Raw genomic sequence first — 15742 nt, 5'->3', positions numbered from 1 at the left:
TCCGGGCGGGGAATGCACGCCGTCGGCCCTCGGTTCAGTTGTATGTTCAACCAATCCAGGCCCACGCCCCTGAGGAGCACCCATGACCGCCATCGCCCTGCCCACCGGCGTCGTCCCCGGTACCTACGAGATCGACCCGTCGCACTCGTCCGCGAGCTTCACCGTCCGTCACGCCGGCATCTCCAAGGTGCGCGGCACGGTCGCCATCACGAGCGGCACCATCACCGTCGGCGAGTCGCTCCAGGTCTCCAGCGTCACGGCCGAGCTCGACGCCCGCACCGTGAGCACGGGCGACGCGAACCGCGACGGCCACATCCAGAGCGCCGACTTCTTCACCGTCGAGAAGTTCCCGACCTGGACCTTCAGCTCGACCTCCGTCTCCGGCTCCGGCGACGAGTTCGTCGTGACCGGCGACCTCACGATCAACGGCGTGACCAAGTCCGTCGAGCTCGAGACCGAGTTCACCGGTGCGGCCGTCGACGCGTTCGGTGCCGAGCGCGCCGCGTTCGAGGCCAAGACCGAGATCTCCCGCAAGGAGTTCGACATCACGTGGAACGCGGCCCTCGAGGCCGGCGGCGTGCTCGTCTCCGACAAGGTCAAGATCGAGCTCGACCTCTCGGCGCTCGTCAAGAAGGACTGACCCTTCCGACCACGCGCGAGCGGGTTGTCAGAACCTCACGAGCCTCCGGGCTCACGAGGTTCTGACAACCCGCTTCGTCGTTCAGCGCGCGAGCGCCCGGCGGACCCGCTCGGCGTCGAGCCGCCAGTACCCCTGGCGCACGCCGTCGACCGTCACGACCGGCACCAGCTCGCCGTACTCCTCGCGGAGCGCGGGGTCCGCGTCGACGTCCCGCTCGACGAACCGCTCCCCCGCCTCCGCGCACGCCCCGTCGACGACGGCGCGCGCGTCGTCGCACAGGTGGCACCCCTCCCGGACGTACAGGACGACGCGCGGCGCCGCGCCGTCGGGCACAGCAGAGGCTGCCGGGGGGACGGCAGGAGCGGGCTCGGGGGACGTCACCACCCCAGCGTAGGTGGCGCGTGCAGGTGGTGTGCAGGACCTGCACGAGCACCGACCGCGGCCCGTGAAGCACGGAGAACGCCCAGACGGCGCACCTAGGGTGGGGCGCATGTCACACGTCACGGGTCGCCGCCACGCGGTCGTCGCGCGCCCCCGGACGGCCGACGGCGAGCACGAGCACGTGGGCGACGCCGGCGGCGAGGTCGCCGCGTTCTTCGACGTCGACAACACGCTCGTCCGTGGCGCCAGCACCTTCCACCTGGCCCGCGCCCTCCACGCCCGCGGCTTCTTCCGCGCCCGCGACATCGCCCGGTTCGCCGTGCACCAGGCGCGGTACGCCGTCTACGGCGAGAACGCACAGCACCTCGACCGGGTCCGCGCCAAGGCACTGTGCCTCGTGGCCGGACACTCCGTGGACGAGGTCTGCAGCGTCGGCGAGCAGGTGTACGACGACGTCCTCGCCCTGCGGATCTTCCCCGGCACCAAGGCGCTCCTCGAGGCGCACCTCGCGGCGGGCCACCAGGTCTGGCTCGTGACGGCGGCACCCGTCGAGGTCGGCGGGCTGATCGCGCGCCGGCTCGGCGCGACCGGCGCGCTCGCCACCGTCCCCGAGCACGCCGACGGCGTCTACACCGGCCGGCTCGACGGCGAGCTCATGCACGGCGCCGCGAAGGCCCGCGCCGCACGCGACCTCGCCGCGCGGACCGGCATCGACCTGGAGCGGTCCTACGCGTACGGCGACTCGATGAACGACGTCGACCTGCTCGGCACCGTCGGGCACCCGTGCGCCGTGAACCCGGAGCCGCGGCTGCGCCGTCTGGCCCGGACCTCCGGCTGGGACGTGCGCGAGTTCCGGCAGCCGACGCGGCGCGCCGCCCGCACCGGCGTGAAGGCCGGGAGCTGGGTCGCCGCCGGCTGGGCCGCGACGTCGCTCCTGCGCCGCGCCTCGCGCCGCTGACCCCGCCGCGCTTCCCCGCGAAGCAGGCCTCCCCGCGGGGTACCTCGCGAAGTAGGCCTCGAGGCCGGACGCACGAAAGGGCCCGACCGCACGCGGTCGAGCCCTTGTCGCTCACGCCCGGCAGGCCGGGCGGGGCGTCACTTCTTGTTGCGACGCTGGTGACGCGTCTTGCGAAGCAGCTTGCGGTGCTTCTTCTTCGCCATGCGCTTGCGGCGCTTCTTGATGACGGAGCCCATAGGTCCTCGCAATGATCGAAGGTGTCAGATCGTCGGCTCGTCCACCGTGTCCCCCGACCCTGCGACGTGCGGCGAGCTGACAAGCTGACGACGCGGCCGAAGACGGCGGGACGAGACGAGACGAAGGCCGTGGACCAGCCTACCGCGCGGACCACGCAGGGCCGAAACCGGGTCAGTCCAGGTACGGGTCGAGGCCCAGGAGCGGGAACACCTCACGCCGGGTCGCGAGGATCGAGCGGTCCAGGTCGTCGGCCGGGTCGTACCCCTGCGACCAGGGCCGGAACGTGACCGGGTGGTCCCCCATGCGCCGGGGCGGGTCCTCGCCGGCGCCCTCCGCGATGTCGCGGCGCCACGCGTCGGGCAGCGCGGTGTCCGGGTCCAGCGGCCGGTGCACGACCTCCGCGACGACGTTCGCCCACGCGCGCGGGACCACGTCGATGACGGCGTACCCGCCGCCGCCCAGGGCGACCCACCGGCCGTCCGCGAGCTCGTGCGCGAGGGCGTGCACCCGCTCGACGGCGATGCGCTGGGCGTCGACACCCACGTGCAGGTCGGTCAGCGGGTCCTGGGCGTGCGAGTCGCAGCCGTGCTGGCTCACGACCGCCTCGGGCCGGAACGCCCGCAGCACGGCGGGCACGACGGCGTCGAACGCCCGGAGGAACCCGGCGCCGTCGGTGTGCCGAGGCAGGGCGACGTTGACGGCCGACCCCTCCGCCAGCGGTCCGCCGACGTCGGTCGGGAAGCCGGTGCCCGGGAAGAGGGTCTGGCCGCTCTGGTGCACCGACACCGTGAGGACGCGCGGGTCGTTCCAGAAGACGCTCTCCACGCCGTCGCCGTGGTGCGCGTCCACGTCCACGTAGGCGACCCGGGTCGCGCCGTCGTCGAGCAGGCGCCGGATCGCGGCGGCGGCGTCGTTGTAGACGCAGAACCCCGACGCCGCGTCCCGGCGCGCGTGGTGCATGCCGCCCGCGATGTTGACCGCGTGCCGGGCCTCGCCCGACCAGACGGCGCCCGCGGCCACGTACGAGCCGTGGAAGATCCGCGCCGCGGCCTCGTGCATGCCCGGGAAGACGGGGTCGTCCTCGGTGCCGAGCCCGCGCAGCGGGTCGGTGGTGCCGTGCTCCGACGCCGACCGCACGGCCGCGACGTACCGCTCGTCGTGCACGAGGGCGAGCTCGGCGTCGCTCGCGGGCGGCGGGTCGACGAGCTCGACGCCGGGCACGTCGAGCAGGCCGAGGGACCGAACGAGACTCATGGTCAGGTGCAGTCGGGACGGCGCCATCGGATGGCCGGGACCGAAGTCGTACCGCAGCAGCTCGGGGCTCCAGACGACGAGGGACCGGGCCGCCTCGGCGTCTGCCGGAGGATCGCCGGCCGGGCCGCCGACGGGGTCGGTGGCCGCGGCGTCGCGCGCGTCGAAGGGAACCGGCACGGGGATCACGCTAGTCTGCCGGGGCGGACGCGGCGAACAATCCCGCGGCGGCCCGGCCGCCGGGCCGAGCAGGCGGCCGCGACGGGCGGACGAGGGAGGGGCGTGGCCGAGGCCTTCAGCAGCCAGCTCGTGACGGCGCGCGGCGCCCTCGACCGGCTGGCCCGACGCTCCCCCGCGCGGCTCGCGGTCTTCTCGTTCGCAGGCGTCGTCGTGCTCTTCACCCTCCTGCTGCTGGGCCCGTGGGCGACCCGGTCGGGCAAGGGCGCCTCGGTCGTCGACGCCCTGTTCACCGCGACCTCCGCCGTGTGCGTGACGGGACTGACCGTCGTCCCGACCGGGGCGTTCTGGTCGCCGTTCGGCGAGGTCGTCATCCTGGTCGCGATCAAGGTCGGCGGGCTCGGCGTCATGACGCTCGCGTCGATCCTGGGGCTCGCGGTGTCGCGGCACCTCGGGCTCACGCAGCGGATGCTGGCCGCGACCGAGGTCAAGACGACGCGGCTCGGAGAGGTCGGCTCGCTCATCCGGGTCGTGATCATCACCTCGACCTCCCTCGAGCTGGCGGTCGCGCTCCTGCTCTTCCCGCGGTTCCTCGTCCTGCGTCAGTCGGTCGGCGAGGCCGCGTGGCACGCGCTGTTCTTCGGCATCTCGGCGTTCAACAACGCCGGGTTCGTGCCCACCGTCGAGGGCCTCGACGGCTACGTGGGCGACTGGGCCCTGTGCCTGCCGATCATCGTGGGGGTGTTCATCGGGTCGCTCGGCTTCCCCGTGATCCTCAACATCATGCGCAACCGCCGGCGCCTGTCCAGCCTGTCGCTCCATGCGAAGCTCACGCTCGTCACGGGCGGTGCGCTCGTCGTCGTCGGGGCCGTGCTGTTCCTCGCGCTCGAGTGGACGAACCCGGGGACGTTCGGCCCGCTGTCGGTGCCCGACAAGATCCTCGCGTCCCTGTTCCAGGGCGTGATGCCCCGGTCGGCCGGCTTCTCGACCGTCGACATCGGCTCGATGCACGAGACGAGCTGGCTCATCACCGACGCCCTGATGTTCGTCGGCGGCGGCAGCGCGTCGACCGCGGGCGGCATCAAGGTCACGACGCTCGCCGTCATGCTGCTCGCCATCGTCGCGGAGGCGCGCGGCGACCGCGACATCGAGGTGTTCCGCCGTCGCATCCCGCACGAGACGATCCGGCTGGCGATCGCCGTGACGTTCGTCGGCGCGACCGCGGTGCTGGTCTCGAGCCTGCTGCTCCTGGAGATCACCGGGTGGAGCCTCGACGTCGTGATGTACGAGGTGATCTCGGCGTTCGCGACCGTCGGCCTGTCGACCGGCGTGACCCCGCACCTGCCCGACGCCGGCAAGTACGTCCTGGTCGTGTTGATGTTCGTGGGCCGCACCGGGACGATGACCCTGGGCGCGGCGCTCGCGCTCCGTAGCCGCAGGCGCGTCGTCAGGATGCCCGAGGAGAGGCCGATCATTGGTTGACACGAGGACGGGTACGCCCGAGAAGCCTGCGGGTTCGCGGGTCCGCGAGGTGCGTCCGCGCGCCGAGGCGCGCGCCGGGGGCGTGCTCGTCGTCGGGCTCGGCCGGTTCGGGCAGTCCATCGCGACGTCGCTCGACCGCCTCGGCCAGGACGTCCTGGTTGCCGAGAAGGACCCCGACCTGGTCGCGCAGTGGTCGGGCCGGCTCGCCCTCGTGGAGGCCGACGCGTCGAACCCCGAGGCCCTCGAGCAGATCGGCGCCCGGGACTTCTCGGTGGCGATCGTCGCCGTCGGGACCGCGCTCGAGGCGTCCGTCCTCATCACGGGCAACCTCGTGGACCTCGACACCCCGCAGATCTGGGCCAAGGCCGTGTCCGCGGAGCACGGGCGCATCCTGCAGCGCATCGGCGCGCACCACGTCGTCTTCCCCGAGGCCGACGCCGGGAACCGCGTCGCCCACCTGGTCTCGGGCAAGCTGCTCGACTACATCGAGGTCGAGGACGGCTTCACGATCGTCAAGATGCGGCCACCGAAGGAGACGCACGGCTTCACGCTCGAGCAGTCCAAGGTCCGGTCCAAGTACGGCGTGACCGTGATCGGCGTGAAGTCGCCGGGCGTCGAGTTCCAGTACGCGACGCCCGACACCCGCATCTCCCCCACCGACCTGCTCATCGTGTCCGGGCCCGCCGAGCTGCTGGAGCGGTTCGGCGCCCGGCCGTAGCCGGGCGGGCTACGGCGTCCGACGGCGCAGCGTGAGCCCGCCCACCACGACCGCCCCCGCGATGAAGGCGACCAGGACGGCGACGTCCCCGGCGACGTCGCCGAGGGAGCTTCCCGCCGCGAGGTGCTGCATCGCGTCGACGCCGTAGGTGAGCGGGAACGCGCGGGAGATCCACTCGAGCACCGTCGGCATCTCGTCGCGCGGCATCAGCAGGCCGCAGAGCACGAGCTGTGGGAACACGATCAGCGGCATCATCTGCACGGCCTGGAACTCGGTCCGCGCGACGGCGGACGCGGCGAGCCCGAGCGTGCAGCCGAGGACGGCGTCGAGCACGGCGACCAGCACGACCGCCCCGACGGACCCGCGCACCGTCATCCCGCAGACCCACACCGCGAAACCGGTCACGACGAGCGCCTGCACGACCGCGACCGCGCCGAACGCGAGCGCGTAGCCGCCGACGAAGTCGCCCTTGCCGAGCGGCGACGCCATGAGCCGTTCGAGCGTGCCCGACGTGCGCTCGCGCAGGGTCGCGACGCTCGTCACCAGGAACATCACGATGAGCGGGAACAGCGCGACGAGGATGGGCCCGAACTGGTCGAGCACCGGCGTGCCGTGAAACATCCACGCGATCAGGCCGAGCAGGACGCACGGCAGCAGCACGATGAGGGCGATCGTCCGCGGGTCGTGGCGGAGCTGGGCGAGGACGCGGCGCGCGGTCGCCGTCGTCAGGGCCGGGGTCATCGTGCCCCCTCCTCGACGAGCGCCAGGAAGGCGTGCTCGACGTCGCGCGCGCCCGTCCGCTCGAGCAGCTCGGCCTCGGTGGCGTCCGCGACGACGGCGCCGTCGCGCATGAGGAGGAGCCGGTCGCAGCGGCTCGCCTCGTCCATGACGTGGCTCGACACGAGCAGGCTCGCGCCGTCGTCGCGCAGCCGGCCGAACAGGTCCCACAGGTCGCGGCGCAGCACCGGGTCGAGGCCGACGGTGGGCTCGTCGAGGACGAGCAGCTCGGGCGTCCCGAGGAGGGCGGCCGCGAGCGAGACGCGCGAGCGCTCCCCGCCCGACAGGTCGCCGACGCGGGTGCGCGCGTACCGGACGAGGTCGACCTGCTCGAGGACGCGCGCGGTGTCGCCCGACGGCGCGCCCAGCACCCGGGCGAAGTACCGCAGGTTCTCCGTCACCGTCAGGTCGGCGTAGACGCTCGGCGACTGGGTGACGTAGCCGACGCGGCGCCGCAGCTCGGGCGCGCCCGCGGGCCGGCCGAGCACCGTCACGCGCCCGCCGTGCACCTCCTGGACGCCGACGACCGCCCGCATGAGCGTCGTCTTGCCCGCGCCGCTCGGCCCGAGCAGCCCGACCACCTGGCCGGCGGGCACGCGCAGGTCCAGGCCGTCGAGGACGGTGTGCGGCCCGCGCCGGACCGTGAGCCCTGCGACGTCGACGGCGGCTTCATTCCCCATGTGGGGAATTATCCTCCCGCACGGTCTCCCCGGCAAGGTCTCCCGTGAGGTACCGCTGGAGCGTCGGCCCGACGAGCGCGGCGACGTCGTCCGCGGACATCGAGGCGACCGGCTCCAGCCCGATCACGACGCGGGTCACCAGCAGCCCCACCACCTGCGACGCGACGAGTGCGACGCGGACGTCGGCGTCCGGCGCGTCCAGCACGGAGGCGATGCTGCCGAAGACGGTCCGGCGCAGGTAGTCGACGAACACCCCGGCCGCGGGGTCCGCCGACAGCGCGCCCGACAGGACCGTCCGCAACCGCGCCCGCCCCTCCTCGCTGTCCCACACGCGGAGCACGAGGCGCGCGAGGCGCTCCCCCATCGTGTCGGTCGGCCCGTCCCCGAGCGCCCCGAGGACGACGCGCGGGTCGAGCCCCTGCGGCACGAGCCCGGCCGCGAGCAGGTCCGCCTTGGAGTCGAAGTAGTGCCGCACGAGGGCGGGGTCCACGCCCGCGCGCCGCGCGACGGCACGCACGCTCGCTGCGTCGAACCCCCGCTCGGCGAACTCCGCGCGCGCCGCCTCCAGGATCAGGCTCCGGGTGTCCTCACCCGCGGGCCGACGCCCGCGGCGGGCCGTGCCCGACGGGCGCTCGTCCAGGCTGTGCGACATGCGCCCAGCGTAGGACGCACGCCGACGGTGACGTCGGGTTCGCCGACGGTGACGTTGCAGCCACCGACGGTGACGTTGCAGCCGCCGACGGTGACGTTCGTCCACAGATCGATGCGCATCTTCGGTGGACGAACGTCACCGTCGGCGAACAGAACGTCACCGTCGGCGAACAGAGCGTCACCGTCGGCGACGGGTCAGGACGGGAGCGCCGCCAGGTCGGCGCGCAGCGGGACCAACCGCGTCAGCTGTGTGACGTGCGCGGGCGTCAGCTCGTCGAGGCTCGCGACCTGCAGGAGCTTCATGGTTCGGACCACCTGGTCGCGCAGGATCTCGACGGTCCGGTCGACACCGGCCCGCCCGCCGGCCATGAGGCCGTACAGGTACGCGCGCCCGACGAGCGTGAACCGGGCGCCGAGCGCGATCGAGGCGACCACGTCGGCGCCGTTCATGATGCCCGTGTCGATCGCGACCTCGAGGTCGCCGCCCACCTCCCGCACGACCTGCGGGAGCAGGTGGAACGGCACGGGCGCGCGGTCGAGCTGGCGCCCGCCGTGGTTGGACAGCACGACCCCGTCGACGCCGAGGTCGGCCAGGCGCCGCGCGTCCTCGACGTTCTGGACGCCCTTGACGACGATCTTGTTCGGCCACAGCCCGCGGATGATCGCGAGGTCGTCGAACGAGATCGACGGGTCCATGGCGGCGTCGAGCAGCTCGCCGACGGTGCCGCCGGTCGAGGTGAGGGACGCGAACTCGAGCGTCGGCGTCGTCAGCAGGTCGAACCACCACCACGGCCGCGGGAGCGCGTCGAGCACGGTGCGGGCCGTGAGCTGCGGCGGGATGGAGAAGCCGTTGCGCTTGTCGCGCAGGCGGGCGCCCGCGACCGGGGTGTCCACCGTGAAGAACAGGGTGTCGAAGTCAGCGGCCGCGGCCCGGCGGACGAGGTCGTATGAGACCTCGCGGTCGCGCATCACGTAGAGCTGGAACCAGTTCCGGCCGTGGGGGTTTGCCGCCCTGACGTCCTCGATGGACGTCGTGCCGAGCGTCGAGAGCGTGAACGGGATGCCGGCCGCGCCCGCGGCCCCGGCTCCCGCGATCTCGCCCTCGGTCTGCATCAGGCGCGTGAACCCGGTCGGTGCGATGCCGAACGGGAGCGCCGACGGGCCGCCGAACACGGTCGTGGACGTGTCCACGGTCGAGACGTCGCGCAGGATCGACGGGTGCAGCTCGACGTCCTGGAACGCCTGCCGGGCCCGGCCGAGCGAGATCTCGCCCTCGGCGGCGCCGTCGGTGTAGTCGAACGCGGCGCGCGGCGTCCGGCGCTTGGCGAGCGTCCGCAGGTCCTCGATGGTGAGCGCGGCGGCGAGCCGACGACGCCTGCCGTCGAGGTCGGGGCGCTTGAACCTGACGAGCTCGCGGAGCTCGGCGGGGCGGGGCAGCTGACGCTGGACCACGGTGGACCACCTATCGGGGCTGGTAGCGGGTGGGGGGAAAGCTCGCGGCGACGACGGCGCGCAGCGCCTCGAGGTCGCCGCTCACCATGCCGTGCGCCCGGGCCTGGACGAGCACGTTGCCGATCGCGGTCGCCTCGACCGGCCCGGCGAGCACCGGCAGGCCGGAGCGGTCCGCGAGCGCCTGGCACAGGAGCGCGTTCTGCGCGCCGCCGCCGACGACGTGGACGACGCGCACGGGACGCCCGGCGAGCCCGGCCGCGGTCGTGACGGCGTCCGCGAACGCCTGGGCGAGGCTCTCGACGATGCTGCGGACGAGCGCCGGCCGCGACGACGGGGCGGCCACGTCGTGCTCGCGGAACCAGTCCACGATCCGCGCGGGCAGGTCGCCGGGGGCGAGGAAGCGGTCGTCGTCCACGTCGAACAGGGGCACCGGCGCGGGGACCTCGGCCGCGGCCGCGAGGAGCGACTGCAGGGTGCTGGACTGCTGCGCCGCCGTGGCCGAGCGGTCCCAGGCACGGATCGACTCGGACAGCAGCCACAGGCCCATGACGTTGTGCAGGAACCGCACGCGCCCGTCGACGCCGCCCTCGTTGGTGAACCCGGCGCGCCGCGCGTCGTCGGTGAGCACGGGGGCGTCGAGCTCGAGCCCGACGAGCCCCCACGTCCCGCACGACACGTAGGCGACGTCCCGGTCGGCGGCGGGGACCGCCACCACGGCCGAGGCGGTGTCGTGAGACCCGACCGCTGTCACGGGCAGCGCCCGCCCGACGACGTCCGCGGCGTCTCCCGTGAGCACCCCTCGGGGCGCCCCGGGTTCCACGAGCGCGGGCAGGATCCGCTCGGGCACGCCCACGAGCCCGGCGAGCTCCCGGTCCCACTCCCCCGTCCGGACGTCGAGGAGCCCGGTCGTGGACGCGTTCGTCCGCTCGGCGCCGACCTCGCCCGTGAGCCAGTACGTGAGCAGGTCCGGGACGAGCAGCACCTGGTCGGCCACGTCGAGCAGGCCGTGCGCGCGGTCGACGGCGAGCTGGAAGACGGTGTTGAACGGCAGGTGCTGCAGGCCGTTCCGCCGGTACAGCTCCGCCGCTCCGACGACGCCGTGCACCGCCCCGACCCCCGCCGCCGTGCGCTCGTCGCGGTAGTGGTACGGGATGCCGAGGACGGCACCGTCGCGCAGGAGCGCGTAGTCCACGGCCCACGAGTCGATCCCGACGCTCACCAGCTCGCCGGGCGCCTCCCGCTCGGCCTGCGCGAGGCCGCCGAGAACGCCGCGGTACAGGCCGAGGAGGTCCCAGTGGAGGCCGTCGCGGGTGCGGACGGGCTCGTTGGGGAACCGGGCCACGTGCCGGAGCTGCAGGCGGGGACCGCGTCCGCCGCCGCCGTCGGGCAGGAAGGAACCGACGACGACGCGCCCGCTGGTCGCGCCGAGGTCGACCGCGGCGACCGCCGCGGCATCGTCGCTGCTCATCGCGCGTCTCAGCGCAGGAACGCGGCGGCGACGCCCGCGTCGACGGGCACGTGCAGGCCGGTCGTGTGGTCGAGGTCGGAGGTGCACAGCACGAACACGGCGTTCGCGACGTGCTCGGGCAGCACCTCACGCTTGAGCAGGGTCCGCTGCGCGTAGAACTCGCCGAGCTTGTCCTCCGACACCCCGTACACCGCCGCCCGCTTGGCGCCCCACCCGCCCGCGAAGATCCCCGAACCGCGCACGACGCCGTCGGGGTTGATCCCGTTGACCTTCACGCCGTGCTCCCCGAGCTCCGCGGCGAGGAGCCGCACCTGGTGCGCCTGGTCCGCCTTGGTCGCGGAGTACGCGATGTTGTTGGGCCCCGCGAACACGGAGTTCTTGGACGAGATGTAGACGATGTCGCCGCCGAGCCGCTGGTCGATCAGCACGCGCGCGGCGGCCCGGGACACGAGGAACGAGCCCTTGGCCATGACGTCGTGCTGGAGGTCCCAGTCCTTCGTCGTGGTCTCGAGGAGCGGCTTGGAGATGGACAGCCCGGCGTTGTTGACCACGAGGTCGAGGCCGCCGAACGCGAGGACCGCGGCGTCGACCGCGGCCTGCACCTGGTCCTCGTCCGTGACGTCGGCCTGCACGCCGACCGCGACGTCCGGTCCCCCGATCTCGGCCGCCGCCTCCTGCGCCCTCGCGAGGTCGAGGTCCGCGATCACCACGCACGCCCCCTCGGCGGCGAGCCGCGTGGCCGTGGCCTTCCCGATGCCCGACGCCGCGCCCGTCACGAGCGCGATCCGGGTCGCGAGCGGCTTGCGCTTCGGCCGGCGCGCGAGCTTGGCCTCCTCGAGGGCCCAGTACTCGATGCGGAACTTCTCGGCCTCGTCGATCGGCGCGTACGTGGAGAGCGCCTCGGCGCCCCGCATGACGTTGATCGCGTTGACGTAGAACTCGCCCGCGACGCGCGCGGTCTGCTTGTCCGCGCCGTAGCTGAACATCCCGACGCCCGGGACGAGGACGATCGCCGGGTCGGCGCCGCGCATCGCGGGCGGCTCCTCGCCGCGCGCCCGGGCGTCCGCCGCGCCCCGCTCGTAGTAGGCCGCGTAGTCGGCCCGGTACGCCTCGTGCAGCTCGGGCAGGCGGGCGACGACGTCGTCGAGGCCCGCCGTGGCCGGCAGGTCGACGACGAGCGGCTTCACCTTGGTGCGCAGGAAGTGGTCGGGGCAGCTCGTCCCGAGCGCGGCCAGCTCGGCCAGCCGCTCGGAGGCCAGGAACTCCAGCACCTCCGGACTGTCGGTGAAGTGCCCGACCTGCGGCCGGTCGGACGACGCCAGGCCGCGCAGGTGCGGGGCGAGCGCGGCCGCCCGTGCCCGGCGGGCGTCGTCGGGCAGGGGCTCGAAGCCCGCGCGCCGCCCGCCGAACGGCTCGGGGCGGCCGTGCTCCGCGATGTAGGCGGCGGCGGTGCCGACGATCCAGAGCGAGCGCTCCTCCGCCTGCGCGCTCGTGTCGCCCCACGCGGTGATCCCGTGACCCCCGAGGATCGCCCCGACGACGTCGGGGTTGTCTGACTTGATGCGGGCGATGTCGAGCCCGAGCTGGAAGCCGGGACGACGCCACGGCACCCACGCGACCTTCCCGCCGAAGATCTCGCGGGTCAGCGCCTCGCCGTCGGTGGCGGTCGCGATCGCGATGCCCGAGTCCGGGTGGAGGTGGTCCACGTGGGCCGCGTCGACGAGCGCGTGCATCGCCGTGTCGATCGACGGGGCGGCGCCGCCGCGGCCGTGCAGGCAGTAGTCGAACGCCGCGACCATCTCGTCCTCACGCTCGGCGCCCGGGTAGACGCCGGGGAGCGAGCGGAGGCGGTCGAGCCGCAGGACGGCGAGGCCCGGCTCGGTCAGGGTGCCGAGGTCGCCCCCGGAGCCCTTGACCCAGAGCAGCTCGACCTCGGAGCCGGTGACGGGGTCGACGTCGGTGCCCTTGGCGGACGTGTTGCCGCCCGCGTAGTTGGTGTTGCGGGGGTCGGCCCCCAGCCGGTGAGAGCGCTCGAGGAGCTCGGTCACGGTGCGGTGCGTCATCGTCAGGCCCCCCAGCTCGCCGCGGTGCCACCCACGCGGTCGGCCTCGATCTTCTCCTGGTAGCCGCTCGCCAGGTACGCGGCCATGGGGTCGGCGGGCAGGCCCCGGCCCTCGCGCCACGCGGCCAGCGCGGGCCGCACGTCCGTGCTGAAAGCGTCCATGAGGACGGCGTTCGCGGCGAGCACGTCGTGCGCCTCCTGGGCGGCGCCCAGCGCCTCGCGGTCGACGAGGAGCGCCTTGGCGGTGGCCTCCTGGACGTTGAGGACCGAGCGGATCTGCCCCGGGACCTTCGCCTCGAGGTTGTGGCACTGGTCGAGCATGAACGCCACGTCCGGGTTGGCGTACCCGCCGCCCTCGATCACCTCGAACAGGATCCGGAAGAGCTGGAACGGGTCGGCCGCGCCCACGATGAGGTCGTCGTCGGCGTAGAAGCGTGAGTTGAAGTCGAACGAGCCGAGCTTCCCGAGCCGCAGGAGCTGCGCGACGATGAACTCGATGTTCGTGCCCGGCGCGTGGTGGCCCGTGTCGAGGCAGACCTTCGCCCGGTCGCCGAGGGCGGCGGTCTGCACGTAGCTCGTCCCCCAGTCCGGGACGTCCGTGTGGTAGAACGCCGGCTCGAAGAACTTGTACTCGAGGACGAGCCGCTGGTGCTCGCCGAGCCGCGCGTAGATCGTCGCGAGGGACTCGGCCAGGCGGTCCTGGCGGGCGCGGATCGAGTCCTGGCCCGGGTAGTTGGTGCCGTCCGCGAGCCAGATCTTCAGGTCCCGACTCCCGGTCTCGTCCATCACCTCGATGCAGCGCAGGTGGTGGTCGATCGCCTTCTGCCGGATCCGCGGGTCGGAGTGCGTGAGCGAGCCGAACTTGTAGTCGTCGTCCTGGAACGTGTTCGAGTTGACCGTGCCGAGCCGGACGCCGCTCTCCTCCGCGTGCCGCGCCAGGTCGGCGTACGAGTCGACCAGGTCCCACGGGATGTGCAGCGCGACCGTCGGCGCGAGGCCGGTGAACCGGTGCACCTGGGCGGCGTCGGACACCTTCTCGTAGGGGTCGCGCGCCGTGCCGGGCGTCCCGAAGACGCGGAACCGGGTCCCGGAGTTGCCGAACGCCCAGGACGGGAGCTCGATGGCCTGCGCCGTGAGGGCGTCGGCGATCGTGGAGAGATCAGTCATGACATCCTTCATTCGTCATTGAAAGGTTTCATTCCTGAGGGAGAATCTAGGGAGCCGGCTGCGCGGTGTCAAGCCGATGGCCTGCGGATTCCCGGCCGACGACTGCGCGTTGCACCGTTTCACAATCCGTCCCGGCGCCGGGAGGCTGCGGCCGGCTCGCCGTCGTCACCCCTCCGCCCCCGCGCGGCCCAGCTGCTCCTCGAGCTGGAAGACCTGACCCAGCCGGGTCGAGCCCTGGTCCGGACGGCCCTCCAGCTCCTCGAAGAAGCGGGCCGAGTCGCGCTCCCAGGCCGTCGCGACGGGCGACCGCGCCAGGTACGCCTCCGACGCGGCCAGGTCGTCGGTCTCGAAGTAGCCGACGAGCAGCCCGTCGGGCCGGAGGAACAGCGAATAGTTCCTCCGGCCGGACGCGGCGATCTCGCGCAGCATCGCCGCCGGGACGGACCGGTGCCGGGCCACGTACGCGTCGAGCAGCTCCGGACGGACGCGCAGCTCGAAGCACACGCGCTCCGGCCGACCGTCTCCCGCCGCGGGCTCGGCCGCCGTGGTCGTCATCGGTCCGTCCCGTCCCGCTCAGAAGTTGAACTGGTCGACGTTGGAGGCGTTGAAGGCGGTCGGGTCGCCGAGCAGCACCTCGCCGTTCGCCCCGACCTTGTAGTCGCCGAGCTTCCCGGCCTTGAAGCTGTCGCCCTCCTTGCCGGTGATGGTGCCGTCGACGAGCGCAGCGGCGGCGTAGGCGGCGAGATACCCGAGGTCGGTCGGGTTCCAGAGGTAGAACTCCTTGACCGTCCCGTCCTTGACGTACTCCTTCATCTGGTTCGGGGTGCCGAGCCCGGTCAGAGCGACCTTGCCCTTCTTGTCGGAGGTCGACAGGTACCGGGCCGCGGCCGCGATGCCGACCGTCGTCGGGCTGATGATGCCCTTGAGGTTCGGGTGCGTCTGCAGGAGGGCGGCCGTCTTGTCGAACGACGTCTGGTCGTCGTCGTTGCCGTAGACGGTGTCGACGAGCTTGATGTTCGGGTGGTCCGCGGCGAGGTCCTTCTTCATGAGCGCGATCCAGGCGTTCTGGTTGGTCGCGTTCGCGGCGGCCGACAGGATCGCGATCTCGCCCTTGTCGCCGATCTGCTTGGCGATGCCGTCGACCTGCGCCTTGGCGATGCCCTCGGGCGACGCCTGGTTGACGAACACGTCCCGGTACTGCGGGTCGGTGTCGGAGTCGAACGTCACGACCTTGGTACCGCTCTGCTTCGCCTGGGTGAGCGCGTCGCCGATGGCCTTCGGGTCGTTCGCGGAGATGACGATCGCGCTCGCGTGCTGCTGGGCGGCCGTGTTGATGTACTGCACCTGCGCGTCCGGGCTGGCGGTCTGCGGGCCGACCTGCGAGTACTTCCCTCCGAGCTCCCCGACGGCGGTCTTGCCGCCGGCGTCGGACGCGTCGAAGTACGGGTTCCCGAGGTTCTTGGGGATGAAGACGACGTTGAGGTTCGAGCCGCCGCCGCCGCTGCCCGTGCCCGAGCCGGACGGCGTGCCGCCCGTGGAGGCCTTGGAGCAGCCGGTGACGGCGAGAGCGACCGTGAGCGCCGCGGCGCCGATGACGGCGGTGCGTCGAGAGATGGTGCGCATCGGAAGGTGTCCTTTCAC

Annotated in this window: 16 protein-coding genes; 4 read left to right on the top strand and 12 right to left on the bottom strand. The window is 73.0% G+C overall.

The annotated features are described in order from the left end of the window. Positions 1-82: 82 nt before the first annotated feature. Positions 83-640 carry a YceI family protein gene (locus ACLQ14_RS12310; protein ID WP_425813361.1) on the top strand — a complete coding sequence of 186 codons (558 nt, stop codon included), beginning with the start codon at positions 83-85 and terminating at the stop codon, positions 638-640. Positions 641-721: 81 nt separating this feature from the next. Here ACLQ14_RS12310 and ACLQ14_RS12305 read toward each other — a convergent pair whose 3' ends face one another. Then, complete coding sequence (locus ACLQ14_RS12305) at positions 722-1021, bottom strand: glutaredoxin family protein (RefSeq protein ID WP_425813359.1); 300 nt, start codon at positions 1019-1021, stop codon at positions 722-724. 109 nt (positions 1022-1130) lie between these two features. Between ACLQ14_RS12305 and ACLQ14_RS12300 the strand changes: the two genes are divergently transcribed. Then, entirely contained in the window at positions 1131-1979 is an 849-nt protein-coding gene (locus tag ACLQ14_RS12300) for an HAD family hydrolase (protein WP_425813357.1), read from the top strand. A gap of 137 nt (positions 1980-2116) precedes the next feature. Here the strand turns inward: ACLQ14_RS12300 and ACLQ14_RS12295 are convergent, their stop codons facing one another. Together ACLQ14_RS12295 and ACLQ14_RS12290 are read right to left on the bottom strand one after the other, a co-directional pair. Continuing rightward, positions 2117-2215, bottom strand: coding sequence for a 30S ribosomal protein bS22 (locus ACLQ14_RS12295; protein WP_003792170.1), 99 nt, complete (start codon positions 2213-2215; stop codon positions 2117-2119). Between the two features lie 172 nt (positions 2216-2387). Beyond that, positions 2388-3530: an acetoin utilization protein AcuC gene (locus ACLQ14_RS12290; protein ID WP_425813967.1), complete on the bottom strand. Its 1143-nt coding sequence runs from the start codon at positions 3528-3530 to the stop codon at positions 2388-2390. 219 nt (positions 3531-3749) lie between these two features. On the opposite strand from ACLQ14_RS12290, the gene ACLQ14_RS12285 reads away from it, so the two are divergent. Both ACLQ14_RS12285 and ACLQ14_RS12280 read left to right on the top strand, forming a co-directional pair. Further along, the gene (locus tag ACLQ14_RS12285; RefSeq protein ID WP_425813355.1) at positions 3750-5126 is read left to right on the top strand and encodes a TrkH family potassium uptake protein; all 1377 of its coding nucleotides are present in this window, start codon (positions 3750-3752) and stop codon (positions 5124-5126) included. Positions 5127-5175: 49 nt separating this feature from the next. Next, entirely contained in the window at positions 5176-5844 is a 669-nt protein-coding gene (locus ACLQ14_RS12280; RefSeq protein WP_425813353.1) for a potassium channel family protein, read from the top strand. A gap of 9 nt (positions 5845-5853) precedes the next feature. Here the strand turns inward: ACLQ14_RS12280 and ACLQ14_RS12275 are convergent, their stop codons facing one another. From ACLQ14_RS12275 to rhaS, 9 genes are all read right to left on the bottom strand, one after another. After that, a complete protein-coding gene (locus ACLQ14_RS12275; protein WP_425813351.1) occupies positions 5854-6585 on the bottom strand; it encodes an ABC transporter permease in 732 nt (243 codons plus the stop codon). Then, positions 6582-7301: an ABC transporter ATP-binding protein gene (locus tag ACLQ14_RS12270; RefSeq protein WP_425813349.1), complete on the bottom strand. Its 720-nt coding sequence runs from the start codon at positions 7299-7301 to the stop codon at positions 6582-6584. Before ACLQ14_RS12270 ends, ACLQ14_RS12275 begins: the two co-directional genes overlap by 4 nt. Then, positions 7291-7953 (bottom strand): TetR family transcriptional regulator, encoded by a 663-nt coding sequence (locus ACLQ14_RS12265; RefSeq protein WP_425813347.1) that lies wholly within the window; start codon positions 7951-7953, stop codon positions 7291-7293. The genes ACLQ14_RS12270 and ACLQ14_RS12265 overlap by 11 nt, the downstream gene beginning before the upstream one ends. Before the next feature lie 194 nt (positions 7954-8147). Beyond that, the gene (locus ACLQ14_RS12260; RefSeq protein WP_425813345.1) at positions 8148-9404 is read right to left on the bottom strand and encodes an alpha-hydroxy acid oxidase; all 1257 of its coding nucleotides are present in this window, start codon (positions 9402-9404) and stop codon (positions 8148-8150) included. A gap of 10 nt (positions 9405-9414) precedes the next feature. Next, complete coding sequence (locus ACLQ14_RS12255; RefSeq protein ID WP_425813343.1) at positions 9415-10872, bottom strand: rhamnulokinase; 1458 nt, start codon at positions 10870-10872, stop codon at positions 9415-9417. Between the two features lie 8 nt (positions 10873-10880). Further along, a complete protein-coding gene (locus ACLQ14_RS12250) occupies positions 10881-12935 on the bottom strand; it encodes a bifunctional aldolase/short-chain dehydrogenase (RefSeq protein ID WP_425813341.1) in 2055 nt (684 codons plus the stop codon). A gap of 2 nt (positions 12936-12937) precedes the next feature. Further along, positions 12938-14101, bottom strand: a complete 1164-nt coding sequence (gene rhaI, locus ACLQ14_RS12245; protein WP_425813339.1) for an L-rhamnose isomerase — start codon at positions 14099-14101, stop codon at positions 12938-12940. Between the two features lie 165 nt (positions 14102-14266). Then, the gene (locus ACLQ14_RS12240; RefSeq protein WP_425813337.1) at positions 14267-14656 is read right to left on the bottom strand and encodes an L-rhamnose mutarotase; all 390 of its coding nucleotides are present in this window, start codon (positions 14654-14656) and stop codon (positions 14267-14269) included. 18 nt (positions 14657-14674) lie between these two features. Continuing rightward, positions 14675-15724, bottom strand: coding sequence for a rhamnose ABC transporter substrate-binding protein (rhaS, locus tag ACLQ14_RS12235; RefSeq protein WP_425813335.1), 1050 nt, complete (start codon positions 15722-15724; stop codon positions 14675-14677). Positions 15725-15742 lie beyond the last annotated feature (18 nt).

Origin of the sequence: Luteimicrobium sp. DT211 (genome assembly GCF_049844995.1) — a bacterium.
Classification (GTDB): domain Bacteria; phylum Actinomycetota; class Actinomycetes; order Actinomycetales; family Cellulomonadaceae; genus Luteimicrobium.
The sequence above is the reverse complement of the archived record's forward strand: the minus strand, read 5'-3'. Positions and strand labels throughout refer to the sequence as shown.